At 66.1% G+C, this 25769-nt stretch carries 28 protein-coding genes; 11 read left to right on the forward strand and 17 right to left on the reverse strand.

The window, feature by feature from the left end; all coding sequences use genetic code 11:
- Window positions 1-179: 179 nt before the first annotated feature.
- The 4 genes from C5689_RS00665 to C5689_RS00680 all read right to left on the reverse strand — a co-directional run bounded on the left by C5689_RS00665 (window position 180) and on the right by C5689_RS00680 (window position 4574).
- Window positions 180-2498, reverse strand: coding sequence for an ATP-dependent helicase (locus C5689_RS00665; RefSeq protein ID WP_207783271.1), 2319 nt, complete (start codon window positions 2496-2498; stop codon window positions 180-182).
- Window positions 2499-2623: 125 nt separating this feature from the next.
- The gene (locus tag C5689_RS00670) at window positions 2624-3415 is read right to left on the reverse strand and encodes an HvfC/BufC N-terminal domain-containing protein (protein ID WP_108915343.1); all 792 of its coding nucleotides are present in this window, start codon (window positions 3413-3415) and stop codon (window positions 2624-2626) included.
- Window positions 3412-4257, reverse strand: coding sequence for an MNIO family bufferin maturase (bufB, locus tag C5689_RS00675; RefSeq protein WP_108915344.1), 846 nt, complete (start codon window positions 4255-4257; stop codon window positions 3412-3414). The genes C5689_RS00670 and bufB overlap by 4 nt, the downstream gene beginning before the upstream one ends.
- 86 nt (window positions 4258-4343) lie before the next feature.
- Window positions 4344-4574: a hypothetical protein gene (locus C5689_RS00680; protein ID WP_108915593.1), complete on the reverse strand. Its 231-nt coding sequence runs from the start codon at window positions 4572-4574 to the stop codon at window positions 4344-4346.
- Between the two features lie 237 nt (window positions 4575-4811).
- Between C5689_RS00680 and C5689_RS00685 the strand changes: the two genes are divergently transcribed.
- Entirely contained in the window at window positions 4812-5246 is a 435-nt protein-coding gene (locus C5689_RS00685; RefSeq protein WP_146188291.1) for a hypothetical protein, read from the forward strand.
- Between the two features lie 162 nt (window positions 5247-5408).
- Here C5689_RS00685 and C5689_RS00690 read toward each other — a convergent pair whose 3' ends face one another.
- The 3 genes from C5689_RS00690 to moaA all read right to left on the reverse strand — a co-directional run bounded on the left by C5689_RS00690 (window position 5409) and on the right by moaA (window position 8152).
- Window positions 5409-6284: an NAD(P)-dependent oxidoreductase gene (locus C5689_RS00690; protein WP_108915346.1), complete on the reverse strand. Its 876-nt coding sequence runs from the start codon at window positions 6282-6284 to the stop codon at window positions 5409-5411.
- Window positions 6285-6347: 63 nt separating this feature from the next.
- A complete protein-coding gene (locus C5689_RS00695; protein WP_108915347.1) occupies window positions 6348-7115 on the reverse strand; it encodes a transporter substrate-binding domain-containing protein in 768 nt (255 codons plus the stop codon).
- Complete coding sequence (gene moaA, locus C5689_RS00700) at window positions 7112-8152, reverse strand: GTP 3',8-cyclase MoaA (protein WP_108915348.1); 1041 nt, start codon at window positions 8150-8152, stop codon at window positions 7112-7114. The genes C5689_RS00695 and moaA overlap by 4 nt, the downstream gene beginning before the upstream one ends.
- 139 nt (window positions 8153-8291) lie before the next feature.
- Here moaA and C5689_RS00705 point away from each other — a divergent pair, with 139 nt between their 5' ends.
- Window positions 8292-8669, forward strand: coding sequence for a gamma-butyrobetaine hydroxylase family protein (locus C5689_RS00705; RefSeq protein ID WP_108915594.1), 378 nt, complete (start codon window positions 8292-8294; stop codon window positions 8667-8669).
- A gap of 57 nt (window positions 8670-8726) precedes the next feature.
- Here the strand turns inward: C5689_RS00705 and C5689_RS00710 are convergent, their stop codons facing one another.
- From C5689_RS00710 to C5689_RS00720, 3 genes are all read right to left on the reverse strand, one after another.
- Window positions 8727-9311, reverse strand: a complete 585-nt coding sequence (locus C5689_RS00710; protein WP_167398664.1) for a L,D-transpeptidase — start codon at window positions 9309-9311, stop codon at window positions 8727-8729.
- A gap of 225 nt (window positions 9312-9536) precedes the next feature.
- A complete protein-coding gene (locus C5689_RS00715) occupies window positions 9537-9947 on the reverse strand; it encodes a Ros/MucR family transcriptional regulator (protein ID WP_108915349.1) in 411 nt (136 codons plus the stop codon).
- Between the two features lie 382 nt (window positions 9948-10329).
- Window positions 10330-11862, reverse strand: coding sequence for an FAD-dependent oxidoreductase (locus C5689_RS00720; protein WP_108915350.1), 1533 nt, complete (start codon window positions 11860-11862; stop codon window positions 10330-10332).
- 220 nt (window positions 11863-12082) lie between these two features.
- On the opposite strand from C5689_RS00720, the gene C5689_RS00725 reads away from it, so the two are divergent.
- Both C5689_RS00725 and C5689_RS00730 read left to right on the forward strand, forming a co-directional pair.
- Window positions 12083-12571 (forward strand): CDP-archaeol synthase, encoded by a 489-nt coding sequence (locus tag C5689_RS00725; RefSeq protein WP_108915351.1) that lies wholly within the window; start codon window positions 12083-12085, stop codon window positions 12569-12571.
- Between the two features lie 97 nt (window positions 12572-12668).
- On the forward strand, window positions 12669-13550 hold the full coding sequence (locus tag C5689_RS00730; RefSeq protein ID WP_108915352.1) for a c-type cytochrome: 882 nt from the start codon (window positions 12669-12671) through the stop codon (window positions 13548-13550).
- A gap of 15 nt (window positions 13551-13565) precedes the next feature.
- Here the strand turns inward: C5689_RS00730 and C5689_RS00735 are convergent, their stop codons facing one another.
- Both C5689_RS00735 and C5689_RS00740 read right to left on the reverse strand, forming a co-directional pair.
- Complete coding sequence (locus C5689_RS00735; protein ID WP_244594517.1) at window positions 13566-14345, reverse strand: trypsin-like serine peptidase; 780 nt, start codon at window positions 14343-14345, stop codon at window positions 13566-13568.
- A gap of 123 nt (window positions 14346-14468) precedes the next feature.
- Window positions 14469-15410 (reverse strand): metallophosphoesterase, encoded by a 942-nt coding sequence (locus C5689_RS00740; protein ID WP_167398665.1) that lies wholly within the window; start codon window positions 15408-15410, stop codon window positions 14469-14471.
- 195 nt (window positions 15411-15605) lie between these two features.
- Between C5689_RS00740 and C5689_RS00745 the strand changes: the two genes are divergently transcribed.
- Both C5689_RS00745 and C5689_RS00750 read left to right on the forward strand, forming a co-directional pair.
- Window positions 15606-16127: an Hsp20/alpha crystallin family protein gene (locus C5689_RS00745; RefSeq protein ID WP_108915597.1), complete on the forward strand. Its 522-nt coding sequence runs from the start codon at window positions 15606-15608 to the stop codon at window positions 16125-16127.
- Window positions 16128-16191: 64 nt separating this feature from the next.
- A complete protein-coding gene (locus C5689_RS00750; protein WP_108915354.1) occupies window positions 16192-17142 on the forward strand; it encodes an endonuclease/exonuclease/phosphatase family protein in 951 nt (316 codons plus the stop codon).
- Here C5689_RS00750 and C5689_RS00755 read toward each other — a convergent pair whose 3' ends face one another.
- Both C5689_RS00755 and C5689_RS00760 read right to left on the reverse strand, forming a co-directional pair.
- Entirely contained in the window at window positions 17143-17544 is a 402-nt protein-coding gene (locus tag C5689_RS00755) for a DUF3775 domain-containing protein (RefSeq protein ID WP_108915355.1), read from the reverse strand.
- A 3-nt stretch (window positions 17545-17547) separates the two neighbouring features.
- Window positions 17548-18156, reverse strand: coding sequence for a nicotinamidase (locus tag C5689_RS00760; protein WP_108915356.1), 609 nt, complete (start codon window positions 18154-18156; stop codon window positions 17548-17550).
- Window positions 18157-18182: 26 nt separating this feature from the next.
- Between C5689_RS00760 and C5689_RS00765 the strand changes: the two genes are divergently transcribed.
- Window positions 18183-19217, forward strand: a complete 1035-nt coding sequence (locus C5689_RS00765) for a hypothetical protein (protein WP_108915598.1) — start codon at window positions 18183-18185, stop codon at window positions 19215-19217.
- Here the strand turns inward: C5689_RS00765 and C5689_RS00770 are convergent.
- The 3 genes from C5689_RS00770 to C5689_RS00780 are packed head-to-tail and all read right to left on the reverse strand — an operon-like array spanning window position 19201 to window position 22744.
- Window positions 19201-20577, reverse strand: a complete 1377-nt coding sequence (locus tag C5689_RS00770; protein ID WP_108915357.1) for a nicotinate phosphoribosyltransferase — start codon at window positions 20575-20577, stop codon at window positions 19201-19203. The genes C5689_RS00765 and C5689_RS00770 overlap by 17 nt on opposite strands.
- Window positions 20574-22091 (reverse strand): ribose-phosphate diphosphokinase, encoded by a 1518-nt coding sequence (locus tag C5689_RS00775; protein ID WP_108915358.1) that lies wholly within the window; start codon window positions 22089-22091, stop codon window positions 20574-20576. The genes C5689_RS00770 and C5689_RS00775 overlap by 4 nt, the downstream gene beginning before the upstream one ends.
- Window positions 22088-22744: a dienelactone hydrolase family protein gene (locus C5689_RS00780; protein ID WP_244594518.1), complete on the reverse strand. Its 657-nt coding sequence runs from the start codon at window positions 22742-22744 to the stop codon at window positions 22088-22090. The genes C5689_RS00775 and C5689_RS00780 overlap by 4 nt, the downstream gene beginning before the upstream one ends.
- A 119-nt stretch (window positions 22745-22863) precedes the next feature.
- On the opposite strand from C5689_RS00780, the gene C5689_RS00785 reads away from it, so the two are divergent.
- From C5689_RS00785 to C5689_RS00800, 4 genes are all read left to right on the forward strand, one after another.
- On the forward strand, window positions 22864-23430 hold the full coding sequence (locus C5689_RS00785) for a cold shock domain-containing protein (protein WP_108915360.1): 567 nt from the start codon (window positions 22864-22866) through the stop codon (window positions 23428-23430).
- 75 nt (window positions 23431-23505) lie between these two features.
- Window positions 23506-24153, forward strand: a complete 648-nt coding sequence (locus C5689_RS00790; RefSeq protein ID WP_108915361.1) for a phosphoribosyltransferase — start codon at window positions 23506-23508, stop codon at window positions 24151-24153.
- Between the two features lie 12 nt (window positions 24154-24165).
- Window positions 24166-25281 (forward strand): alanine dehydrogenase, encoded by a 1116-nt coding sequence (gene ald / locus C5689_RS00795; protein WP_108915362.1) that lies wholly within the window; start codon window positions 24166-24168, stop codon window positions 25279-25281.
- Window positions 25282-25301: 20 nt separating this feature from the next.
- Window positions 25302-25763, forward strand: a complete 462-nt coding sequence (locus tag C5689_RS00800; protein ID WP_108915363.1) for a YbhB/YbcL family Raf kinase inhibitor-like protein — start codon at window positions 25302-25304, stop codon at window positions 25761-25763.
- Window positions 25764-25769 lie beyond the last annotated feature (6 nt).

The following is a 25769-nucleotide window of genomic DNA, read 5'->3' on the forward strand; positions in this document are numbered from 1 at the left end:
TTCGCCGGACGGCGAGACGCCGATATGCCTTTGCGTGAGAAAGCTCAGGAACCGGTCGTGACGAGCCGCGGCGCGATGGAAAACATGATCGATCCGTTCTCTATTCACTCAATGCGGCGATCATATACGGCGCAATCCCGCCCTGTAAATTGCCGGAAGACGCCTATGACCTGTGGCGATCACGTAGGTTCGACGAAGCTCTCCAGCACCATTTTGCGTCCGGCCTTGTCGAAATCGACCTGCAGCTTGTTGCCGTCCACATTGGCCACGGTGCCGGGCCCGAATTTCTGGTGGAACACGCGCGCGCCCGCCACGAAGCGCGCGCTGGCGGAGGATTTCGCCAGCACTTCGCCTTCGATCATCGGCGGCGTGCGGCGCGCGGGCTTGCTCGCGCCGCTCTCGCGCGCGGTCTGCGCGCGCTTCCAGCCCGGCGTCGAATAGCTCGAGCCATAGCTGTCCATATTGGCGAAGCGCGAGACGCCGTAAGAGCCGTATTGCGAGCCGCCGGAGGCTTCTTTCACCTCGACATTGGCGGCCGGCAGATCATCGAGGAAACGCGAGGGCAAAGTCGTCTGCCACAGGCCGTGAATGCGCCGATTGGTGGCGAAGAAAATCTTCAATCGCCGCTTGGCGCGCGTGATGCCGACATAGGCGAGGCGGCGCTCTTCCTCGAGGCCGGCGCGGCCGCTGTCGTCCAGCGAGCGCTGATGCGGGAACAGCCCCTCCTCCCAGCCGGGCAGATAGACGGTCTCGAATTCGAGCCCCTTGGCGCCATGCAGCGTCATGATCGACACGCGCCGCTGATCGGCGGATTCATCCGTCTCCATCACCAGCGACACATGCTCGAGAAATCCCGCGAGATCGGGGAATTCCTCCATGGCGCGCACCAGCTCTTTCAAATTCTCGAGCCGGCCCGCCGCCTCCGGCGTCTTGTCGTCGCGCCACATTTGCGTATAGCCGGATTCGTCCAGCACCATTTCGGCGAGCTCGTTCTGCGGCGTCGTCTCGATGAGGCTGCGCCAGCGATCGAAATCGGCGATCAGCGTGCGCAATGTCGCGCGCGGCTTGGGCTTCAGCTCCTCCGTCTCGACGATCACGCGCGCCGCCTGCATCAGCGGCGCGCTCTCGCGGCGCGAATATTCGTGCAGCACTTGCAGAGTGGCGTCGCCCAATCCGCGCTTGGGCGTGTTGACGATGCGCTCGAAGGCGAGATCGTCGAAAGGCTGCGCGACGCAGCGCAGATAGGCGAGCGCGTCGCGTATCTCCAGCCGCTCATAGAAGCGCGGGCCGCCGATCACGCGATAGGGCAGGCCGAGCGTAATGAAGCGCTCCTCGAACTCGCGCATCTGGAACGAGGCGCGCACGAGAATGGCGATCTCCTCGAGATCATGCCCCTTGCGCTGCAATTGCTCTATGTCTTCGCCGATGGCGCGCGCTTCTTCCTCGCTGTCCCAGACGCCGGTGACGGTCGGCTTCTCGCCATCGGCGCCTTCGGTGAACAGCGTCTTGCCGAGCCGGCCCTCATTGCGTGCGATGAGATGCGAGGCCGCCGCGAGAATATGCCCCGTGGAGCGATAATTGCGCTCCAGCCGCACGATTTTCGCGCCGGGAAAATCCTTCTCGAAGCGGAGAATATTTTCCACCTCGGCGCCGCGCCAGCCATAGACGCTCTGATCGTCGTCGCCGACGCAGCAGACATTGTGCCGCCCCTGCGCGATGAGGCGCAGCCACAAATATTGCGCGGTGTTGGTGTCCTGATATTCGTCGACGAGAATATATTTGAAGCGCTGCCGATATTCGTCGAGCACATCGGCGTTCTCGCGAAAGAGCCGCAGCGTCTCGAGCAGAAGATCGCCGAAATCGACGGCGTTCAGCACCTTCAAGCGCTCCTGATAGAGCGCATAGAGCTTCTTGCCCTTGCCATCGGCGAAGCTCTGCGCCTCGCCCGCGGGAACATGATCCGGCGAAAGTCCTCTGTTCTTCCAGGCGTCGATCTGATGCGCCAGCGCGCGCGGCGGCCAGCGCTTGTCGTCGATATTCTCGGCCTGCAGCACCTGCTTGAGCAGGCGGATCTGATCGTCGGTGTCGAGAATGGTGAAATTGGATTTGAGCCCCGCCAGCTCGGCATGGCGGCGCAGGATTTTCGCGCTGATCGCGTGAAACGTGCCGAGCCATTGCAGCGCCTCGGCGCCGGGGCCGGCCAAGCTCTCGATGCGCTCGCGCATTTCGCGTGCGGCCTTGTTGGTGAAGGTGACGGCGAGGATTTCCCACGGCCGCGCCCGCCCGCTGGAGAGAATATGCGCGATGCGCGTCGTCAGCACGCGCGTCTTGCCGGTGCCGGCGCCGGCGAGCACCAGCAGCGGGCCGTCTATGGTCTCGACGGCGGCGCGCTGCTCTGGGTTCAGCGCCTCCAGAAAGCGCCCGCGTCCGGCGAGCGCCGCGGCGCGCGCGGCGACGCCGCCCTCGAGCGGGGTGAAATCTTCCGGCGCTGGTGACAAGGCGATTCTCCTTCGAAGCGCGGAGAATACAGGAGAACGGAAGGCGAATCACCGCCCGATTGGCGATATGCCCCCAAATGTGGAGACCGCAAAGCGCGACCGTCGCGGCTCGAAAGGCTGCGCCGTCAGCCCTCCTCGCGCGCCTTTGCGCCCACCACCAGCCCTTCCTGGAACCAGCCGGTGAGCATTTGCGCGAGGCGCTCCGGCGAGGCGTCCGCGAGATCGCGGAAGGCGGCCATTTGGCAGATGTCGCCGAAAGCGTGACCTTCCATCGCCAGCGACAGCGCCAGGAATTCGTCCGCCTCCAGCGGGCAATGCACGGAGTCGAGATCGGCGCGCCAGATCGCGACATGGCCGCGGCCTTCGCCCGGCGGCGGTAGGTCCTGCTGCTCCATCGCCGCCTCATGCGTCGCGATCGTCCCGTCTTCCAGCTCCAGCAATATGAGGCTCGGGTGGAAGGTGAAGGAGAGGCGCGGCCATTGCTCGGGCGCGAAGGCGGCCAGTTCCTCGATCGGCAGAGCTTCGGCGTCGGGCGCGTCGAAAGCGTCGGTGAGCGCGCGCTCGAACATTGCGAGGTCGATCGCCCGCGCATTGTCGCACCAAGCGTCCTGCTCGCGCAGGAAGTCGGGAAAGCGCGTCGTGTACCAGCGGGCGTTGCGCTCGCGCGAGGGCTGCGCGCCGATATAGGCGTCGGCGAGCGCGTCGAAGGCCGCTTCGCCGATGAGCGCGCGAAGGGCGGGGAAATCCGCCGCGAGAAATTCCGCGAGCCGCGCATGATAGGCGTTCACATAGACGCCGAACAGCGTGGTGCGGTCGGCCTGACGCGAATTCTTCACCGATTCGAGAATGCGCGCGCCATCCTCGGCACCGGCCAGCACGCCGGCCTGGAACATGGCCTGCAGATCGGCGAGCCTCACGCGGCGCTCCGTGTGTTTTCGGCGTCTATGCGCGCGGCGATCTCGCGCATATGGCCGAGTTCGGTGAGCAATTCGTCGAAAGGCGGAAAATTATCGTCGCGCTCGATCATCGTCGAGACGGCGCCGAAGCGTCGCCGCGCACGCTCATAGAGCGCCCACACCTCGTCGCAGACCGGCTGGTCATGCGTGTCGATGCGATGCGTGCCATTGTCGGTATGGCCAGCCATATGGAATTGCGCGACGCGATCGGGATCTATCGTGTCGATGAACTCATTGGCGTCGAAGCCGTGATTGAAGCCCGAGACGAAGACATTGTTGACGTCGAGCAGCAGCAGGCAGTCGGCGCGCCGCGCCAGCTCGTTGACGAAGGCCCATTCGCTCATCTCGGATTCGCGAAAGGCGACATAGGTGGAGGCGTTCTCGACGACGAGCCGGCGGCCGAGGAAATCCTGCACGCGCATCACGCGCTCGGCGACATGGGCGAGCGCTTCCTCCGTATAAGGAATCGGCAAAAGATCATGCAGCGTCACGCCATGCACGCCGGTCCAAGCGAGATGATCGGAGACCCAAGCGGGCTCGATGCGCTCGGCGAGGGCTTTCAATTCGCTCAGATAGTCGAAGTCGAGCGGATCGGTGGAGGCGAGCGACATTGCGACGCCATGCATGACGATCGGATAATCGGCGCGCACGCGCTCCAGCATGGCGGTCGGCCGGCCGCCGCCCACCATGTAATTTTCCGAGATGATCTCGAACCAGTCGACCGCGGGGCGGGTCGAGAGAATTTCGTCGTAATAGATCGGCCTCAGTCCGAGGCCGTGTCCCAAAGCGGGGGGTCTGGTCATGTCTCGCGCTCCACGTGCTCTTTCGCGTCGCCCCCGCCGCGAGATCGATCGCGCCCGACATTGGCGCGATCGACGGTTTCAACCTTTCAGCGGCCGGCGCAGGAGCCCTTGGCGCTGCAAGATGCCTTATGGCTCTTCTTGTGCTTGCAGACGCCCTTCTTGGTCATGCACTTCGTCTTGCCGCCGCAATGGCCTTTTTCCATATTGCAGACATGTTTGGAATGCTTGGCGGAGGCCTGCGTCGAAACGCCGCCCGCGAGCGCCAGCGCGATAGCGGCCGCGGCGATGGTCGAGCCCGAAACGATCTTGGCTTTCATTTTTTTCTCCTTTTTCGCGCGCCGCCCGCGGGCGGCGCGCGCGACCCGGTTTTCCAGGGCCGGGCGGGACCATAACACTCACGGAACGATTTGAAACGCCGCTTCGATTCCGCTCGCGGCGGCGGTTTCCCGGCATGGTTGACAGTTCCGCTTCAGCTTCCCATTCTTCCCGCGTCCGCCCAGCTGGGGACGGCGAATAGTCGAGTAAGGGTTTCGAATATGGCTCATATAGGAAAATTGACTTCGATCGGCGTGGCTTTCGCCTGCGGCATTGCGGCGCTGCTCTCTTCGCCTTCGCTGCCGCGCGCTCAGGAGGAGCCGCTCTACGAGCCGCTCGTCGATCGCGACGCCCGCGGCTTCAAAGAGGGGAAATACGCCAAGGACCTCGCCTTTTGCCGAAATCGCGCTCTGCCGCAGGAGCGCCTGGCGCGCGAGGGCGCGGGCCAGGCGGTGGGCGGCGCGGCGCTGGCGACGGCCGGCAATATCGCGCGTTACATGCCCGTTCCGGGCTTCGGCGCGGCGCAGGGCCTATGGGCCGGCGGCAGCGCGGCGGAGGCCGTCGGCTCGGCGGCGGCCGGGCATGGCGCCATGACGGCGGAGCAGGCGATGCAGGATTATGTTCTCGTCGTGAACGCCTGCCTCGAGCGCCGGGGCTATCTGCTGCTGCGCTAGAGTATCCAGCCGCAGTGGACGCCCGGTTCGGCGTTGGAAACGCGTCAAAACAAAGGCCTAGAGTCTTTCCGTGTTTCAATGAAACACGGAAAGACTCTAGGGAATGCTCCCGAAAAGTGCGAAGCGGTTTTTCGGAAAAGAGCATGAGAATTCGAGCGCGCGCTATTTGCGCAGCCGCGCCATGAGGCTCGACGTGTCCCAGCGTCGGCCTCCCATTTTCTCCACCTCGGCGTAGAATTGGTCCACGAGCGCGGCGACCGGCAGGCTGGCGCCATTGCGGCGCGCCTCGGCGAAGCAGATGCCGAGGTCCTTGCGCATCCATTCGACCGCGAAGCCGAAATCATATTCGCCGGCCAGCATGGTCTTGTGGCGATTCTCCATCTGCCAGGATTGCGCCGCGCCATTCTTGATGAGATCGACGACCGCGGCGCCGTCGAGCCCGGCGCGGGTCGCGAAATCCAGCGCTTCCGCGAGTCCCTGGACGAGGCCGGCGATGCAGATCTGATTGACCATTTTGGTGAGCTGTCCGGCGCCGGGCGGCCCCATCAGCCGGCAGGCGCGCGCATAGGCCGCGACCACCGGCTCGATACGGGCGAAATCCTCCGCATCGCCGCCGCACATCACGGTGAGCGCGCCATTCTCGGCGCCCGATTGGCCGCCGGAGATCGGCGCGTCGATGAATCCGAAGCCGGCCTGTTGCGCGTGCGAATAGAGCTCGCGCGCCACCTCCGCCGAGGCGGTGGTGTGATCGACGAAGACCGCGCCGGCTTTCAGCGCGTGAAAGGCGCCGTCCGCGCCGATCGCGACCTGGCGCAGATCATCGTCATTGCCGACGCAGGAGAAGACGAAATCCGCGCCCTCAGCGGCGAGGCGCGGCGTCGGCGCCGTCTTCGCGGAAAATTGCGCGGCGAAACGCGCGGCCTTCTCCGGCGTGCGATTGTAGACGACGACTTTGCGCCCGCCGCGCGTGGCGAGATGGCCGGCCATCGGATAGCCCATCACGCCCAATCCGATGAAAGCGACGGTCGGCTCGGTCATTGGTCGGTCCTCTCGGGTGAGATGCGCGTGCGAGAAAGCAAGGCGGAGGCCGGCCGCTTCCCGTCAGCGTATGTCGAAATCGAAATATTTGCTGCGGATCGTGCGATAGGTTCCGTCATTGACGATGGCGTCGAGCGCCGCGTCTATGGCGCTCTTCAAGGCTATATCGCCTTTGCGCAGGCCGAAGCCGAAGCCGCCGCCGAAATAGGCGGCGTCCTGCGGCAGATCGGCGACGATGCGGCAGCAGCGCCCCTCCTTGCGCTCGCGCAGAAAATCGACGGCGGCGAGCTTGTCCTCGGCGACGATGTCGACGCGGCCCTCGGCGAGGTCCAGCATGGCGGCTTCGAGCGTCGCATAGCGCTGCACCTCGCTTTCCTCGAGCTTGTCCTCGGCGTAGGCCTGCTGGGCGCTGTCCGCGACGACGCCGATACGCTGGCCCCGCAGCGCTTTTGGCTCCGCGCTGGCGAGCGCCGACTGCCGCTGCGCGATCAGCGCCGAGGGCGTATGCGCATAGGGCTTGGAGAAGACGATCTTGCGCAGCCGGTCGTCGTTTATCTCCATGGCGGAGGCGACGAGATCATATTGCTTGCTCTCGAGCCCGGAGATCAGGCTCTCCCACTCTTGCGTGACGAAGACGCAATCGGCCTCGATCCGCCGGCAGATTTCGCGCGTCAGCTCGATCTCGAAGCCGGCGAGCTGATTATTGGCGTCGAGATAGTTGAAGGGCGGCCGCGCGCCCTCGCTGGCGACGCGCAAATGGCGCGGCTCGGCGGCGGCCGGCGCGAAGTGGAGGGCGATCGTCGCCGCGGCGAGGACGAAGCGCCGGCTCATCCCCCGGTCGTGCTCATATGCCGCGCGACGGCCGGCGCCCGCGTGGCCCGGTCGATGACGAAATCATGGCCCTTGGGCTTGCGGGCGATGGCCTCGTCTATGGCGGCGTTGAGCGAGACGTCGCTCGGATCGGCGCGCAGCGGGGCGCGCAGATCGGCGGCGTCCTCCTGGCCGAGGCACATGAACAGCGTGCCGGTGCAGGTGACGCGCACACGATTGCAGGATTCGCAGAAATTATGCGAGAGCGGCGTGATGAAGCCGACGCGCCCGCCGGTCTCGGCGACGCGCATATAGCGGGCCGGGCCGCCGCTGCGATAGTCGATCTCCGCCAGGGTGAAGCGCTCGGCGAGACGCTCGCGCACCAGGGTGAGCGGGACATATTGATCGATGCGCTCGCCGCCATCGATCTCGCCGAGCGGCATCACCTCGATGAAAGTCATATCCATGCCGCGCTCATGGGCGAAACGCGTCAGAGCGACGAATTCGTCCTCATTGACGCCCTTCAGCGCCACGGCGTTGAGCTTCACGGAAAGACCGGCGCGCAGCGCGGCGTCGATTCCGGCGAGCACGCGCGCATGATCGCCGGTGCGCGTCAATTGTCGGAAACGCTCCGCATCGAGCGTGTCGAGCGAGACATTGATGCGATTGACGCCGCAATCGGCGAGCGCTCGCGCGAAACGCTCGAGCTGCGAGCCATTGGTGGTGAGCGTCAGCTCTTCCAGCCGGCCGGAGAGGAGATGGCGGGACAGACGCTCGAACAGCGAGAGAATGTCGCGCCGCATCAAGGGCTCGCCGCCGGTGATGCGCAGCTTGCGGGTTCCCCGCTCGATGAAGGCGGTGCAGAGACGGTCGAGCTCCTCCAGCGTCAGCAGATCGCGGCGGGGCAAAAATTGCATGTGCTCGGACATGCAGTAGACGCAGCGGAAATCGCAACGATCCGTGACCGAAACGCGCAGGTAGGAAATGGCCCGTCCGAACGGGTCGAGAAGCGGCGCGGGGGCCGTCGGATCATAGGCGATTTTCGGATGCGGATTCATATAGTCGACCGTTTGCGGCGTTCCGTCCGGCGTATAGGGTCCCGAGAGGGTTCCTATATATTGACGGAATGGCCGCGCGTGAAGCCCCGAGTGACGAGTGGAGAGGGCGGGCGGGCGACGAGCCGAGCGGGAGAAGGATATGGCCGACGCGGATATATGGCCGAGCGAGATACGCCTCATGGAAGAGGGGCGCAAGCTCAAGGTGAGCTTCGAGGATGGCGCGAGCTATGATCTCTCCGCCGAGCATTTGAGGGTGCGCAGCCCCTCGGCCGAGGTGCAGGGCCATTCGCCGGAGGAGCGCAAGACGGTCGGCGGTAAGCGCAATGTCGCCATAATCGGCGTCGAGCCGGTGGGCCATTACGCCGTGCGGCTCGATTTCGACGATCTGCACAATACGGGCATCTACACCTGGGGCTATCTCCACGAGCTCGGCGCCGGCGGCGCGGCGGATTTCGCTGCCTATGAACAGGAACTCGCGGAAAAGGGCCTCGATCGGGATCGGCCCGGCGAGCGATAAAAAAATGCGCGCCGGACCCTTGCGGGCCTCGGCGCGCGATTTTTACGTGTTTGGAGATCAGCGGTTGACGATGACCCGCGCGCCGACGTGCACGCGCTCGTAGAGATCGACGACATCCTCATTGGTCATGCGGATGCAGCCGGAGGAGACCGCCTGGCCGATGGTCTCCGGCTCGTTGGAGCCGTGGATGCGGTAGAGCGAGCCGCCGAGATACATGGCGCGCGCGCCGAGCGGATTGGCGAGCCCGCCCTGCATGTGGCGCGGCAGGTCGGGACGTCGACGCAGCATTTGCGCCGGCGGCGTCCAATCCGGCCACTCGCGCTTACTGGAGACGACGCGCGTGCCGGTCCATTCGAAGCCCGGCCGGCCGACGCCGACGCCATAGCGGATCGCCTGATTATTGCCGAGCACGTAATAGAGCCGCCGCTCATTGGTCGAAACGATGATGGTGCCAGGCGAATAGCCGCCGGGATAGGACACGATCTCGCGGGCGACGGCGGTCGCCTGCGGCCGGCCGTCGGCCGGCTGCTGTTGTCCACGCGGACTCAAATCGAACAATCCGGCCAAGCCCCCTGTTTCGTACGCAGACCCGGCCGAGCAACTCGTGAATAAAATGCACAGAGCAACTGCGATACGCCGCATGAGCTTCCCCCATTCGCCTCAGTGACAACAATCGAGCGGCCGCGGCCGCTGGCGCGACCGCGTTGCGAGGCCGGATGTCGGATCCGGCGTCGTTTCTTCGCACGCCCTCGCTCAAGGCGAAAGCGCGCGGGATGATCGTTTAGACTCTCGCGGCGACGAAGCGATTGCGGCGGAGCCGTCGCCCTCGGGCGCGCCGGAGCCGGGCGCGCCTCGTCGACACGCGGATCAGCGGCTGCCGCGGCGGCGGCGCTGCTGGCCGAGGCCCATCTGCTTGGCGAGCGTGGAGCGCGCCTTGGCGTAATTGGGAGCGACCATCGGATAATCGGCCGCAAGACCCCACTTCTCGCGATATTCTTCCGGCGAGAGACCGTATTGCGTGCGCAGATGGCGCTTGAGAGACTTGAACTTCTTACCGTCCTCGAGGCAGACGATGAAGTCGTTGGTGACGGATTTGCGCACCGAAATGGCGGGTTTGGGCGCTTCGGCCGGCTCGACGACCACGCCGGAGCCAACTCGCATGAGCGCGCCATAGACTTCGTTGATGAGGCCTGGGAGATCGCCGGCGGGAACCGAGTTGTTGCTCACATAGGCGGAAACGATGTCGGCCGCGAGTTCGATGTTGTTCGTCGATGTCATCTCTTCACTCTTCACTTTCTCGTTTCGGCGCCGCTATTCCTGACAGGCGGCGCGGTCGAAGGGCCGAAGCCCGGCAATTTCCAGGGCGAACTAGTCTGCGCCGTATCGACCGCAAAGACATTGTCAGCTATACATCAATGCTCTACCCCTCGCAACTAATTCCTAACCAAGCTCCACTAAATCTGGGCATAAATATTTGCTGCGACTGCTACGTAGAACTACGCTCGGAAATCGAGCGGCCGTCGACGCCGCCGTTTGACTTCGACAGCAGGCTCCGCAGGCGTAACGCGAAAGGAACCCGCCGTCATTCGGCAGAAGAATTGGCCGAATTCAAGTCGCGGATCGAAGTCGAATGCAGCGCCTGCGCGCAGACTATGTTGATTCAACCGCCGGTCGACTCCTCGAGCTCCACTTCGGCGCGCAAATTGTCCAAGTCGCGGCCGATCGTCGCCACGGCCATTCTGTGATCGCGACAGAAATAGGCGACGACGCAATCCTTTTTCTCGACGCTGCCGGCAATTTCGACGCGATCCCATGCGCGGGCGTGTCCGACATAAGCGATCGTCATGTCGTAATGGCGGCTCCAGAAGAAAGGCGCCGCTTCGAAGCGCTCTTGCGCGCCCAGCATGTTGCGCGCCGCTGTCTGGCCTTGGCGTTCGGCGGTGACGAAATGTTCGATTCTGATCTTTTCGCCGCTACGGCGATCCGGCCAGCGCGCAATGTCGCCGGCCGCGAAGACGCCGCGCGCGCTGGTTTCGAGATATTCGTCGACGAGGACGCCCCGATCCGCCGCGAGTCCGGCGTCTTCGGCGAGGCGCGTGAGCGGGCGAACGCCGATTCCGACGACGACGAGATCGGCGGCGATCGTCGCGCCGCTGGCCAGAACGATATGATCTTCGCCGATCGCCGCGACGCTCTCGCAAAGATGAAAGACGACGCCATGCGCCTCGTGCTCGGCGCGCACCAGCCTGCCTATGTCCTCGCCGAGAGTCTTCTGCATAGGCGTCGCATCCGGCGCCACGACATGGACGTCGAGCCCGCGCTCGCGCAGCGCGGCCGCGGTCTCGAGGCCGATGAAGCTCGCGCCGATCACTGCGACGCGCCGCGAGGGCGGCGCCGCCGCGGCGATGAGCGCGCGGCTGTCGGCGAGGCTGCGCAGATAATGCACATGCGGCAACGCGGCGCCGGGAATGGCGAGGCGCAGCGGCTCCGCGCCGGTCGCGAGCAGCAGCGCGTCATAGCGCAGCGGCTCGCCATGCTCGAGCGCGACGAGGCGCGCGCCGGGATCGATGGCGCTCACGCGCGTCTCGAGCAGCAGCTCTATGCGCCGATCTTCGTAATAATCGCGCGGACGCAGCGGCAGCCATTCCTCCGGCGCCGAGCCTGCGAGGTAATCCTTCGACAGATTGGGCCGGTCATAGGGCGCGGCGGCATCGGCGCTGATCATGACGAGCGAGCCGGAATAGCCCTCTTCCCGCAACTCGTGGGCGGCGGCGAGGCCCGCCGCTCCGCCGCCGATGATGACGACGCGGCCGAGGCGCAGCGGCGGCGGCGGACGCTCGCGCTCCGTCGGATCGATCTTCTCGACCGCGAAAAGGAGCGCGCCGCGCCTTTCCGTCCGCCAGCAGGGAACGGGGTCGAGCGCCGGCGCCCGCAACGCCGCTCCATTGCGCAGGCTGAAGCAGGCGTGATGCCACGGACAGCGGATCGTGTCGGCGACGACGAGGCCCTCGGCGAGCGGGCCCTGATAATGGGTGCAGACGGCGCCGATCGCGAAGAACTCGTCGCCACGGCGAATGAGCAGCGCCGGCTCGGAGCCGACGCGGCCGACGCGCATCGCGCCGTCGGCCAGATCGGCGACGGCGACGCCGAGCGAGAAATCGGGGCCCTCGGCCGCCACTGCGTCCTCGCCCATAGTCCGCCTCGAAGACCGCGCCACGCGGGATTTCGGTCGTCATGTAGAGAGGAGAGAGTCCGCCGACAAGGTCACGACGCATGAAAAGGCGCCTGATCGGATCGAGAGGCTATTCGCGCCCATGACGACGCCGCAGCGCCCGCTATATGGCGAGGAAGCCATGAGCCCTGGCGTGGGTTTCGTCTGGTGTGGTTAGGGCGCCGCAGGCGAGGATGCGCGCATGGATGGAGTTCTGATTCTCCGTCTGCTGTTTCTGCTGATCGTCGCCAATGGCGCGCCGGTCCTCGGCAAGCGGCTGCTGGGCGCGGCCTTCGCTCGGCCGATCGACAGAGGCGCGCGCTTTTTCGACGGGCGGCCGCTGCTGGGCGCGGCGAAGACCTGGCGCGGCGTCGCTCTCGCCCTCGTCGCGACCGCCGTCTGCGCGCCGCTCGTCGGATTGCCGGCCGGGCTCGGCGCGCGGCTCGCGGCTTTCGCGATGGCGGGCGACCTCTTGTCGAGCTTCGTCAAACGCCGGCTCGGCCTGCCGGCCAGCAGCCGCGCGCCCGGCCTCGATCAAATTCCCGAGGCGCTGCTTCCGCTGCTCGCCATAGCCGCGCCCGCAGGCCTCGGCGCGGCGGAGATCGCCATCGTCACCGGCCTGTTCTTTTTCGGCTCGCAAGCGCTCTCGCGGCTGATGTTCGACCTCCGCGTGCGCGAGCGCCCGTTCTGAGCGGGAGAATTCGCCGAGCTTTTCGAGACTTTTTTGAAATGAAGCGCGCCGCGCCGCTGTCTATTTTAGCGCGACATTCCGATCGATTGGATAGGCTGTGTCCGCCACCTCCCTCCGCCTCTGGGCGCGCCGCGTTCTTTCGCCGCTCTGTCTCGCTCTCGCCCTCGCCGCCCCGGCCGCCGCCGCCGCCGATGTCGAGCGCGGCCGCTATCTCGTCGAGGCGCTGACCGCCTGCGACAATTGCCATACGCCGCGCGGCCCCGACGGCTATGTGCGGGAGAAGCGCTTCTCCGGCGGGCCGCAGACTTTCAACGGGCCGAATTACAGCGTCCGCGGGCCGAATATTTCGTCCGACGCCGCGTCGGGAATCGGCGTCTGGAGCGACGATGCGGTGAAAGCCGCCATCGTCGCCGGGATCGGCCCGGATGGGCGCCTCGCGCCGGCCATGCCCTCCGAATATTACCGCATTCTCACCATGCGCGACCTCGAGGCGGTGGTCGCCTATCTGCGCGAGGCGGCGCCCGTCGCCTCGGCGCGGCCGGAGCAGCGCCGCGACGGCGAGCCGAGAGCCGAAACCTTCCCCGGCGCCGAGGCGCCCTTCGAGGAGAAGGCGCTCGACGATCCGCTACGGCGCGGCTTTTATGTCGCGACTCTGGCGCGCTGCATGGAATGCCACAGCGGCGAGACCAATGGCGCGCTCGACCATAGAGAGAAGCTCGGCGCCGGCGGTAAGCTGTTCCGCACGCCGGCGGGAACGGCGGTCGGCGCCAATATCACACAGCATCCGACAGCCGGGATCGGCGTCTGGAGCGACGAGGAGATCAAAGCCGCCATCACCAAGGGCGTCGGCCGCGACGGCAGGCCGCTCAAGCCGACCATGGCCAATCTCTCCAAGGCGCATTTCGCCAAGATGACGCCACAGGATTTGGACGCGCTCATCCTCTGGCTGCGAACGATTCCACCGCGCGGGGGGCCGTGAGCCGCTAGGCCACGTTCAGCGCGCGTCCGCGCGCAGATTCGCCCGAATGGCGTCCAGCAATTCGCCCTCGAACAGCAGCGCCATGCCGAAATGACGCTCCATGTCGAAATCTCGGCGCGAATTCATATCCAGCGAGGCGCTGTGCATGGCGATGAGCCGTCCGTCATCGGCGAAAACCCCGGAGCCCGAGCCGCCATAGCCGTCGTTGCAATCATGCCGCGCGCGGCGAATCCCGGCCTCCGTCGGCGCGTCGATCTGGCGGATCTGGCATTCTTCTATACTGGTCGCGCGGCGGAAATTGGAGTGGCCGGCGGGCGACACCATCACCACGCGCAGGGTCCCGACGCCGGTCGGCGGCATCGGCCCGTCGGGGATCGGCTGCGGCGCTATGGCTGCGTCGACCGGCTCGCGCAGCCGCACCAGCGCCCAATCGTCGGTGATGTTCAGCGCCTTGGCGTCGCGGGAAAAGCCGAAGCGCAGGCTCTCCGTCTCGAAGAAATATTCCTTCTCGCCGATGAAGAAAGTGCAATCGTCGATGGGATGGGTCGGCCGCAGCTTGCGATCGACGAAATTATGGGCGTTGAGGACGACGAGCCCGCGGTCGCCGATGAGCCAAGCGGCGGCGGCCCGCTCGGGAACGCCTTCCTCGGTCCGGCACATCAGCACGCCGGCGCCGGGATAGCGCCGAAAATCCTCCTCCGCCATGAATCGCCGCGCCTCGCGCGGATAGAGCGCAGCTACGGCCGCAGCTACGCTGGCCGCGAGCAGCAGCGCCGCGCCGATCGCCGTCCGCAAGCCGCGACGCCCCGCGCCCGTCCTTCGCACACCGCCTCGCATCGAACGCCCTTTCCTTCACGCTAGCGTCATATTCTAGCGGGCGCCGACAAGCTCGACCAGATGCGCGGACGATTTCGCCTTTCAGGCCGTCATCAGCCGATGAAGCGTGATCTCCGGCGGGCAATTGAAGCGCACCGGCAGCACGGAGGAGCCGGCGCCGACCGAAGTATAGCCCTGCATGTCGTGATATTTCCAAGCGCCGGCGCCATAGGCGCGCGGCAGCGCGGAGTCGAGCGTGAGCGCGACACCGCCCGGCAGGCAGATCTGCCCGCCATGGGTGTGGCCGGCGAGAAGAATGTCGAAGCCGGCATGGGCCGCCTGGCGGAAAATCTCCGGCGTATGCGAGAGGAGAATGGAGAATTCTCCTTGCGGAATTCCCTCCCCGGCCTTCTCTATATTGTCGACACGAAAATAATGCGCGTCGTCGACGCCCGCGACATGAAGACATGCGCCTTCGCGCCAGAGCGTCTCGCGCTCATTGAGCAGAACGCGCATTCCCATTTGCTCGAGCCGCAGCGTCATCATGATCGTGTCGTGATTGCCGAGCACGGCGAGGATCGGCGCGCGCAGAACGTCGCGCAGCTCCGCCATGCCGGCGAGCGCGGCCTCGTGCGGACCGTGCGTCGCGCCGCGATAATCGCCGGTCAGCACGCAAAGATCATAAGAGAGATCCGCGACGAGCGCGCGCACGCGCGCCATCGCCTGCGGACACATGTCGACATGCAGATCACTCAAGTGAAGAATCGTGTAACCGTCGAAGGCGCGCGGCAGCCTCGCGCTGACGATCGTATTCTCGCGCAGCCGCACATTCTCCGCATTGCCCAGGCCGCGGCGATAGAGTCCGGCGATCGTGAGCGCGGCGCGGATCAGCAATGGCGAGGCGGCGAGATTTTCCGGATGGAAGAAATTGAGGCCCTGGCCGAATATCTGCGCCTCATGGTCGCGCTCTATGCCGAGCCGCTGGCGCGCATGGAGACGCCCGAGCCGCGTCTCCAGCGCGCGCATGATGTCGTCTTCGGTCATCGCCGGCTCTTCGGACATGTCGCAGCGCTCCGCCTGTGATCAATATAAACGGCTGCGACCATTTGCCTATGCGGCCCGAAGGCCGCTCGCGCCCGATTGTTTTTTTTCGCCGCTCTCCTACGTCTGAGGCGTCGTGCGAGCGCGATGCGCCGGCGCGCCAGCGCCGGTTTCCCAGACTTGCATCAGGAGGCGGAAATGGCGGAAGCGCAGACGAGAGTTCCCGTGAAAGAATCGAAGGAGACGCTGCCGAACTATGGCTTGTTCGATTGGCATCCTCTGGAAACCTTGCGGCGGCAGATCGACCGCTTGTTCGAGGACGCGCCTTTCCAGAAGGGAGCGACGCCCGATCTCGAGCCCTTCGGCCGCTTCACCATAGGCTGGGCGGCGACGCCCGCCGTCGATCTCGTCGAGAAGGACCAGGAATATCAGATCACCGCGGAAATTCCCGGCATGGACGAGAAGAATGTCGAGGTGAAGCTCTCCAATGGCTCGCTGATCATCAGCGGCGAGAAGAAAGAGCAGCGCGAGGAGAAGGACAAAAGCTATTTCCTGTCCGAGCGTCGCTATGGCTCTTTCCGTCGCGCCTTTCGCGTGCCGGAGAATGTCGAGGCCGACAAGATCGACGCCAGCTTCGCCAAAGGCGTGCTGACCGTCCGCCTGCCGAAATCCGCGCAGGCGAAAAAGGCCGAGAAGACCATCGACATAAAGGCCGCGTGACGCGGACATTTGCAATCTTCCTCTCCCGCAGCGCGCGGGAGAGGGCGCGCCGGACTTCCGACGAATGGCGGGCCGCTTTCGCCTCGCGACTTTCAACATAGAGAATTTGGACTGGTCGCCTTCGGCGCAGGACGAATTCGAGCGGCGCCTCGCCGTGTTGCGGCCGCAGCTCGCCGCCATCGACGCCGATATTCTCTGCCTTCAGGAAGTCGACGCGCAGCGTCCGAGCGCGCATGAGCCGCGCCGCTTCGTCGCGCTCGACCGCCTCGTCGCGGGCGGCGGCTACGAGCGTTTCTTCCGCGCGACGACATTGCGGCCGGGCGGAGATGCGCCGGCGGACATCCATAATCTCGCCCTGCTCTCGCGCTGGCCGATCGTCGAGCGGCGCCAGCTCTTTCACGACATTGTCGCGCCCTGGCGCTGGACGCCGCCCGCCGATCACGCTGTCGCCCAGCCCATCGATATTTTGTTCGAACGTCCAATTCTCTATGCGCGCATCGCGCTTCCAGGCGGCGCGGCCTTGCATGTGCTCGATCTGCATTTGCGCGCGCCGCGCGCCGTGCCTCTGCCGGGAGAAGCGGATCGCAGAGCCGGTCGCGCCTATGCGGAGGGGCAATGGCTCGCCGCGCAAAAGCGCGAAGGGCAGGCGCTGGAGGCGCGGCTCTTCGTCGATCGGATATTCGATGCGGAAAGCGCGCCGCTCATCGCGCTCTGCGGCGATCTCAACTGCGACGCCTATGACGCGCCCGCGCGCATATTATGGGGCGCGGAAGAGGCAGCGGACGGGCCGCGCAGCCTGACGCCGCTCGCCCTGCGTATCGCGGAGCCGGCGCGCTTCACCGTGATTCACGCGGGCAGAAAGACGCTTCTCGACCAGATAATGGCCTCGCCCGCGCTGGCGGCGCGTTGCGAGGGCGTGACGATATTGAATCAGGGCCTCGCCGACGAAGCGACGGCGCCGGACCCGATCCTCGGATCGCTCCACGCGCCGCTCGTCGCGCGCTTTCGCTTGTGACTATTGTCGATCGTCCTCGAAGCCTTCGCAGCTCTCGTCGAATTCGTCGAGTCCCGCTTCGAGATAGCTCGCGAGCAGCGGAATGCCGAGCAGATATTTCGACGTCGGGCCTTTGCGCCGCTCCTTCGCCTGAATGACGGCGGAATCCCAATCATCGGCGGTGAAATCGCCGCGCCCCACCCAGCAGAGCGCGACCAGCTCCGCCTGCTCGTCGTCATCCATCGCCTCGATGAATTCGACGAGCTCGCGGCGATTGGGCGACCAGCCTTCTTCCGTCAGCACGCTCACGAATTTATCGTCGGATGGATTGGACGCGTCGGGCCGCATTCCTTCATCCTCGGCCTCGAGCTCGCGCGCTTTGACGATGACGAAACACACTTTGTCGGTATTGATCTCCGGCATGGCTCATATCCTCGATAGGTGATCGACATCTTGGGGGGAGCGCGACGACTCGATCACCGTCACGCCCGCGGCGCGCATTTCCGCGCGCGCACTCTCGCCGCCCTCTCGCGTCACCGGACGAGTGGCGGCGCGCAGAACATGGGTCTCGAAACCGAGCCGCGCGGCGTCGATCGCGCTGCATTTCACGCAGAAATCCTCGGCGAGGCCGACGACGAAAATGCGATCGATCGCGCGTCGGCGCAGCTCCTCGGCGAGGCTGGTGCCGTCGAAATCGGAATATTGCTCGCGCTCGGGACGCTTGGCCTTGGAGACGAACAGCACGCCCGCCGGCAGGCGCAGCTGCGGATGAAATTCCGCGCCTCTGGTGCCACGCACGCAATGCTGCGGCCAATCGCCGCCCTGGGCGGCAAAGCTGATATGATCCGGTGGATGCCAATCGCGCGAGACGATGATCTGCGTTCCCGACTTGCGCGCTTCGTCGACGAGATCATTCACGACGGGAAGAATCTCTTCGGCGTGCGGAACCGCGAGCTTGCCGCCCGAAAAAAAGTCGAGCTGCAGATCGACGATCAGCAGAGCGTCGGTCGAGCGCAGCCCTATCTTCTTTCTCATCGCGACCTCCTCCGATGAAGCCGCACATGCTTTCGGATCCCAGCCGAGCACAGATCGATCGCCCGTCTCTCGCCGATGAGCTGAAGCGTCTCGCCGAGCCTTCCGCCTATCCGCACGCGCCCGCGCGCGTCGATCTCCTCGAGACACATATGTCTCACTTGTTCCTCGCGGGAGACCGCGTCTACAAAATGAAGAAGCCGGTGCGCTTCGCCTTCCTCGATTTCTCGACGCCGCTCGCGCGCGAGGCTGATTGCCGCGCCGAGCTGCGGCTCAACCGGCGGCTCGCCCCGGATGTCTATCTCGATGTGGTTCCGCTGACGTTCGACGCGGGAAAATTGTCGATCGGAGGCGAAGGCGAGACTATCGACTGGCTCGTCGTGATGAAGCGCCTGCCCGCCGAGCTGATGCTCGATCGGCTGCTCGCGAGCGGGGACGTCGATACGGGCCGGATAGAGGAGCTCGCGGCGCGACTCTCCGAATTCTACGCAGCCGCCGCGCGCTCGACGATTTCCGAGCGCGATTACATCGCGCGCTTCGTTCGGGAGCAGGCGGAAAGCCGCCGCATCATCGCCATGCGCGACTTCGCGCTCGATCATTGCGACGCAAAGGCTGTGCTCGACGAGGCCGATCGACTGCTCGTCGCGCAACAGCCGGCGCTCGCGGCGCGCGTGCGCGAAAAGCGCATCGTCGACGGACATGGGGATTTGAGGCCCGAGCATATCTGCTTTTGCGAGCCGCTGGCGATTTTCGATTGTCTCGAATTCAATGATCGATTGCGTCAGGTCGATCCTTTCGACGAGCTCGCCTTTCTCGCTCTCGAATGCGATTTGCTCGGCGCGCCGCAGATCGGCGCGGCGATCGTCGCCGCCACGGCGCAGCGTCTCAGCGGCGCGCCGCCGCCTGCGCTCTTTGCGCTCTATGGCGCCTGTCGTGCGCTTTTGCGCGCGCGTCTTTGTCTCGCTCATCTGCTCGATCCTGCGCCGCGTCGAAAAGAGAAGTGGGAGCCGCTCGCGCGCCGCTATCTCGCGCTCGCACGCGCGCGCCTCACGAACATCGGGTGAGATGCGGCTGTCTCGCGCGCGGCCACGTCCGCCGCGCCAGAGAGGCCTCTACTTCGCGCTCATATTCGACGAGACGCAGGCTGATCGTCACCGGATAGGGCGAGGCGCAAGGCGCGAGGCCGCGCACATCCGCCGGCAGCGCCGCCATAGCGGCGCGCGCATGGTCGCGAATGTCGGCGAGGCTCGACGGCGCCTTCACGATCTCGCCGTCGCGCATCACGGGCTCGAGCAGCGGAACGCCGGAATAGCGCTCGTCTTCGCGCGCGATGACGTCGCGCACGGCGACGCCGTCGTGGAACTGGCGGAAGATCTGCTTGCGGCCGGGAAGGCTGCGTTTTCCCGGCGAGAGCTTCATGCGCCCTTCGCCGGCGTATTCGACGAGCTTATAGGCGATGTCGAGCGCGGGCGCGTCTGTGGAGGCGGCCATTTCCGTGCCGACTCCGAACAGGTCGATCGGCGCATGGGCGGCGGCGAGGCGATCGATGCGCGCTTCGTCGAGGCCGCCGCTGGCGACGATCTCGATATGGGTGAGGCCGGCTTCGTCCAATATGCGCCGCGCCTGCCGCGACAGCGCGAGGAGATCGCCGGAGTCGAGCCGGATCGCGTGGACGTCGAAATCCGCGCCCATCTCCCGCGCCAGCGCGACGACTTTGCGCACGCTTTCGAGCGTATCATAAGTGTCGACGAGCAGCGTGGTTCGGGGAAAAATGCGGGCGTAGGCCTCGAAGGCGGCGGCCTCCGAAGGACAGGCCTCGACGAAGCTGTGCGCCATTGTTCCGGCGACGGGAATTTTATGCGCGCGGCCGGCGGCGAGATCGGAGGTCGCGGCGACGCCGGCGATATGAAAGGCCCGTGCGCCTTTCACGGCGGCGTCGAAGCCCTGCGCGCGGCGCGCGCCGAAATCGACGATCGCGCGTCCCCGCGCGGCGAAGACCATGCGCGCCGCCTTGGAGGCGAGCATCGTCTGCAGCCCGATCTGATTGAGGATCAGCGTCTCGACGATCTGCGCTTCGCCGATCGGCGCCGAGACTTCGAGTATGGGCTCATTGGCGAAGACGGGCGTTCCCTCGGGCAGCGCGCGAATGTCGCCAGTGAATCGCAATCGCGCGAGCCAGTCCAGAAACTCCGTCGGAAAAGAGCCGAGCGAAGCGAGATAGCGCAAATCGTCGTCGTCAAAGCGAAGCGCTCGCAGCTCTTCGAGCAGATCGGCGAGGCCGCAGGCGAGCAGGAAATTGCGCTCCTGCGGCAGGCGCCGCACGAAGAGGCCGAAGCTGGCGCGGCGCTCCGCCATGCCGAGCTCGAAATAGGCGCGCAACATGGCGATCTCATAGAGATCGACGAAGAGAGCAGAGGCCGTCATGGGGCGCCTTTCGGACCAGCGTCGAGCAATTCGTCAATGGAGCCGCCGCTGTGCAGACAGACGATCGCTTCGGCGAGCAGCGTCTCGACGCCGAGCGTGACGAGGCGTCCACGCAGACGCAGCGCGGCGGCCTGGCTCGGCGCGACAGTGTCGGTGACGACGATCTCCTCGATCGGCGCCTCGCGCAGCGCGGCCTCGGCGTCGCGCGCGAATAGCGCATGGGTCGCGGCGAGGAATATGCGCGTCGCGCCATTGGCTCGGCAGGCGCGCGCGGCGCGCGCCATGGTGGCGCCGCTGCTGATGAGATCGTCGAGAATGACGACGGCGCGGCCGGCCACATCGCCGGCGAAAATCTCGCCGGTGATCTCGCCCATGCTGCGATGCTTGTCCATGAAGCCTTTGGCGACCGGCCGCGCGAGAATGGTCTCCAAGCGCTGCCGAAACAGCTCGGCGCGCTTCTCGCCGCCGAGATCGGGCGAGACGACGGCGACCGGATCGGCGCCGAGCCGATGCGCGAAATAGCGCGCGAACAAGGCTTGCGCGTCGAGCGCGACGCTTTCGATGCGGAAGGCGTTCTCGAAGGCCGCGACATTATGCGCGTCTATGGTCGCGATGCGATCGGCGCCGACGCTCTCCAGCAATTGCGCGACATAGCGCGTCGCGACAGGATCGAGCGGCTTGGTGCGGCGATCCTTGCGCGCATAGCAGAGATAAGGGGCGACGGCGGTGATGCGCGCGGCGCCGGCGTCGCGCAGCGCGCCGATGAAGAAGAGAAGGCGCAGGAGCTTGTCGGCGCCGCTGTCGCCCGTCTCTCCCTCGAGGCTCGAGAGGACATAGACATCCTTGTCGCGCACGCCGACGAGCGGCCGGACCTTGCGCTCGCCGTCCTCGAAGCGGCGCTCTTCATGCGGCGCGAGCGAGCAGCCCATTTCATGCGCGATTCGTTCGCCGAGCGCGCGGCTCGAGCCGAGCGCGAATAGGAGGATTTGCTCGTCGCTCTGAGCGGGCGGCTCGCGCGATGGCGCCGGCGTTTCATAGCGCTCTATGTTCAGCGCGCCGAGCACGGCGCCGAGCGTTCCGTCGGCGAGCGCGAGCGGCGCGGCGAGGAGCTCGACGCCGGCGCGATCGCGGCCTTTTGCGACGAGCGTGAATTCGACGAGCGCCGGCTCGCCGGCGCGCAGGACTTCGTCGAAGAGCCGGCGCAGGCGCACGGCGCCGCGTCGATTGGGCGCTTCGCTCAAGCGCGCGCCGTCCGCCACCGCGCCGAGCAGGGCGGCGGCCGCCTTGGCGCCGATGACGATCTCATAATCGCGCGCGTCGGGAACGGCGCGAAAGGCGAAGCCGCAATGGCGCAGATCCGCGACGACATCGGCGAAGGTCGGAGCGACGCCGCGGCGCGACGTCAGCCAATGGTCGAGCGCGTGCTTCGTCTGAACGCCGATCGGGCGCGGCGCGAAATCGAGGCGCTCGAAGAGACGCTTCAGAAAGGGTCGCGTCTCGGCCAGCGTCGTCATGCGAACCTCTCGCTGTGATCGCGCCGCGTCAGCTTCTCGGCGAACCATGTCGCGGCCAGTGCGACGACCTGCTCCAGAGTTCCAGGCTCCTCGAACAAATGTGTCGCTCCGGGCACGATGTCGAGGCGGGCGTCGGGCAGACGTCCCGCGGCCGTGCGATTGAGATTAAGAACTTGCGAATCGAGACCGCCGACGATGAGCAATGTCGGCGCGTGCGCTCGCGCCAAAGCCTCGCCCGCGAGATCGGGCCGACCGCCGCGCGAAACGATCGCCTGCACGTTTTGCGAACGCTCCGCCGCCGCCATGAGCGCCGCCGCCGCGCCCGTGCTCGCGCCGAAGAGGCCGATCGGCAATTCACAGAGCAGAGGCTCGTCCGCAGCCCAGTCGATCGCCTCGACGACGCGCTCGGCGAGCAGAGGGATGTCGAAGACATTGCGGCGATCCTGCGCTTCGGCCTCGGTCAGGAGATCCAGCAGCAGCGTCGCAAAGCCGCGCTCATGCAATGCTGCGGCGACGAAGCGGTTGCGCGGGCTGAATCGCGAGGAGCCCGAGCCATGGACGAAAATCACCAGTCCGCGCGCCTGTTGCGGAATGGCCAGCGCAGCGCCGAGGCGATACTGGCCGATGGCGACCTCCGATTCCACGATGGTCATGACGCGCATCCTTCGTCGTCGCTGCCGCGCATGATGCGCTCTCGCGCCCGCCCTATCTAACTATCGCGCCGCCGCGCGAGCGTCGGCGAAATTCGCGTCACGAGGACGGAGGCTCGGCCATGCAGACGACGCCCGAAATCGATTTTCAAGGCATGGAGGCTTCGCCGCAGGCGCAGGCGCGCATCGCGCGCCATATAGACGAGCTCGAGACGCGCTTCGGCCGCGTCACCGCCTGCCGCGTCGTGATCAAGGCGCCGAGCGCGCGCCATCAGACGGGCGGGCAATATGAGATCAATATTCGTCTCGCTCTGCCGGATGGGCGCGAGGCGATCGTCGAGCGCACGCCGCCGGAGGACGAGCGCTATCAGGATTTCGACTTTGCGCTGAATGACGCCTTCAAGCGCGCGCGGCGGCGCTTGCAGGATCAGGTTCGTCGGCTCGAGGGGCATGTGAAGCAACATGCCGAGCCGGTGATCGGCGTGGTGCGGCGGCTGATGCGCGAGGACGGCTATGGATTCCTAGAAAGCGAAGACGGACTCGAACTCTATTTTCACCGCAATAGCGTCGAAGGCGCGGGATTCGCAGCGCTCGAACGCGGCGATCGCGTGCGCTATGTGCCTGAAGATGGTGAAAAAGGCCCGCAGGCGAGCGCCGTGCGGCCGCTCGGAGAACGGGCGCCTTCGTGAGCGCGCGGCCCTCGCATCGGCGCGGCGCTCGATTATATCGAGCGCGTCGCGCATTTCCGCCGGAGCCGCTACGCCATGCCGTTTCGTGATCGTGACGACGCCGGTCGTCGCCTCGCCGATGCGCTCGGCGCCTATGCGGGAGAAGCGGCTGTGGTCTATGCGTTGCCGCGCGGCGGCGTTCCCGTCGCCGCGCATATCGCAGAGCGGCTGAAGGCGCCGCTCGATCTCGTGCTGGTGCGCAAGATCGGCGTTCCCTATCAGCCAGAGCTCGCCATGGGCGCGCTCGCCGATGGCGGTGCGCCGATCATCGTGCGCAATGAGGATGTGATCGCCGCGGCGGAAGTGACAGAGTCGGTCTTCCAGGCCGTTTGCGCGCGCGAGCGCGCCGAGATCGAGCGGCGGCGCGAGGCCTATCTCGGCGGCAGGGCGCGGCCAGATCCGGCCGGCAAGCTCGCCGTCGTCGTCGACGACGGCGTCGCCACCGGCGCGACGACGCGCGCCGCGCTGCGCGCCGTGCGCGCGCTGCATCCGCGCAAGCTCATTCTCGCTATTCCCGTCGCGCCGACCGATGCACTCGCCGCATTGCGCCGCGAGGCCGATGCGATCGTCTGCCTCGAACACTATCGGGACTTCGGCGCGATCGGATTTTTCTATGAGAATTTTCATCAAGTCGACGATGAAGAGGTGATCGCCGTTCTCGATCGCTTCACGCCGCTTTCATGATGGGAGACGCTGATGCGCGTCGGCGCGCCGAGGGAAGTCAAGGACAATGAGTTTCGCGTGGCGTTGACGCCGGCGGGCGTCTATGAGCTCGTCCAGCGGGGCCATTTCGTCATGGTGGAGCGCGGCGCCGGCGTCGGCGCCGGGATTTCCGACGGCGAATTTCAGACGGCGGGCGCAGCTCTCGTCGAGGGGCCGGAGTCGATTTTTTCCTCCGCCGATCTCATCGTGAAAGTGAAGGAGCCGCAGCCGCAGGAGCGCGCGCGCTTGCGGCCGGGGCAGTTGCTGTTCGCCTATCTGCATCTCGCCGCCGATCGCGCGCAGGCGCAGGAGCTCATGATTTCCGGCGCGATCTGCATCGCCTATGAGACAGTGACGTCGCCCTTCGGCGGCCTGCCGCTGCTCACGCCGATGTCCGAGATCGCCGGGCGTCTCGCGCCGCAGGCGGGCGCGCGCTGTCTCGAAAAATCCATGGGCGGGCGCGGCGTGCTGCTCTCCGGCGCGCCGGGCGCGCCGCCGGCGGAAGTGGTGATTCTCGGCGCCGGAACAGTGGGGACGCAGGCGACGATGATCGCGCTCGGCATGGGCGCGAGCGTCATCGTCGCCGATCGCGGCGCCGAGCCGTTGCGGCGCCTCTCCGCGCGCTTCGGCTGCGCGGCGCGTACGATATTCTCGACGCCGACGGCGATCGCAGAGCTCGTACGCCGCGCCGATCTCGTCATCGGCGCCGCGCTCATTCCAGGCGCGGCGGCGCCCAAGCTCGTCAGCCGCGGCATGATCGCGGGCATGAAAGCCGGCGCGGTCATCGTCGATGTGGCGATCGATCAGGGCGGCTGCTGCGAGACGTCGCGGCCGACGACGCATAGCGATCCGACCTATGTCGTCGACGGCGTCGTTCATTATTGCGTGACCAACATGCCCGGCGCCGTGCCGCGCACCTCCACTTTCGCGCTCGCCAGCGCGACTTTGCCTTTCGTGCTGGCGCTCGCCGACAAAGGGCTCGGCGCATTGCGCGACGATCCTCATCTCGCTGCGGGCCTCACAGTGGTGCGCGGCGCGATCGTCAACGCCTCCGTCGCCGCGGCGCTCGGCCTGGCTTTCACGCCGGCGGAAGCGTTTTTGAAAGCTTGAGGTTCCACGAGGAGCGTCACATGCGGTTGCAATCGTCCGCCTTCGCCCATGGCGAAGAGATCCCCCGCAAATACACCTGCGACGGCGCCAATGTCTCGCCGCCGCTGAGCTGGAGCGGCGCGCCCGCGAATACGAAGAGCTTCGTTCTGCTCTGCGACGATCCCGACGCGCCGGCGGGCGTCTGGCGTCATTGGGCGGTCTATGATCTCTCGCACGACGCCGCCGGGCTGCCCGAGGGCGCCGGGCGTCCCGGGCCGCAGCGCGGCTTCTCGCAAGGGATCAATGATTTCGACGGTTCGGGCTATGGCGGGCCCTGTCCGCCGCCGCGCCATGGCGCGCATCGCTACCGCTTCCGCCTGATGGCGCTCTCGACGGCCTCGCTGCCGGTGGCGCGCAAGGAGCCGAGCTGTCTCGAGGTGGAGCGCGCCGCCAATGAGGCCCTGCTCGAGGAGACGGCGCTCGTCGGCGTCTATCGGCGCTGAGAGCTG

This window comes from Methylosinus sporium (assembly GCF_003113265.1).
In the GTDB taxonomy this organism is placed as follows: Bacteria; Pseudomonadota; Alphaproteobacteria; order Rhizobiales; family Beijerinckiaceae; genus Methylosinus; species Methylosinus sporium.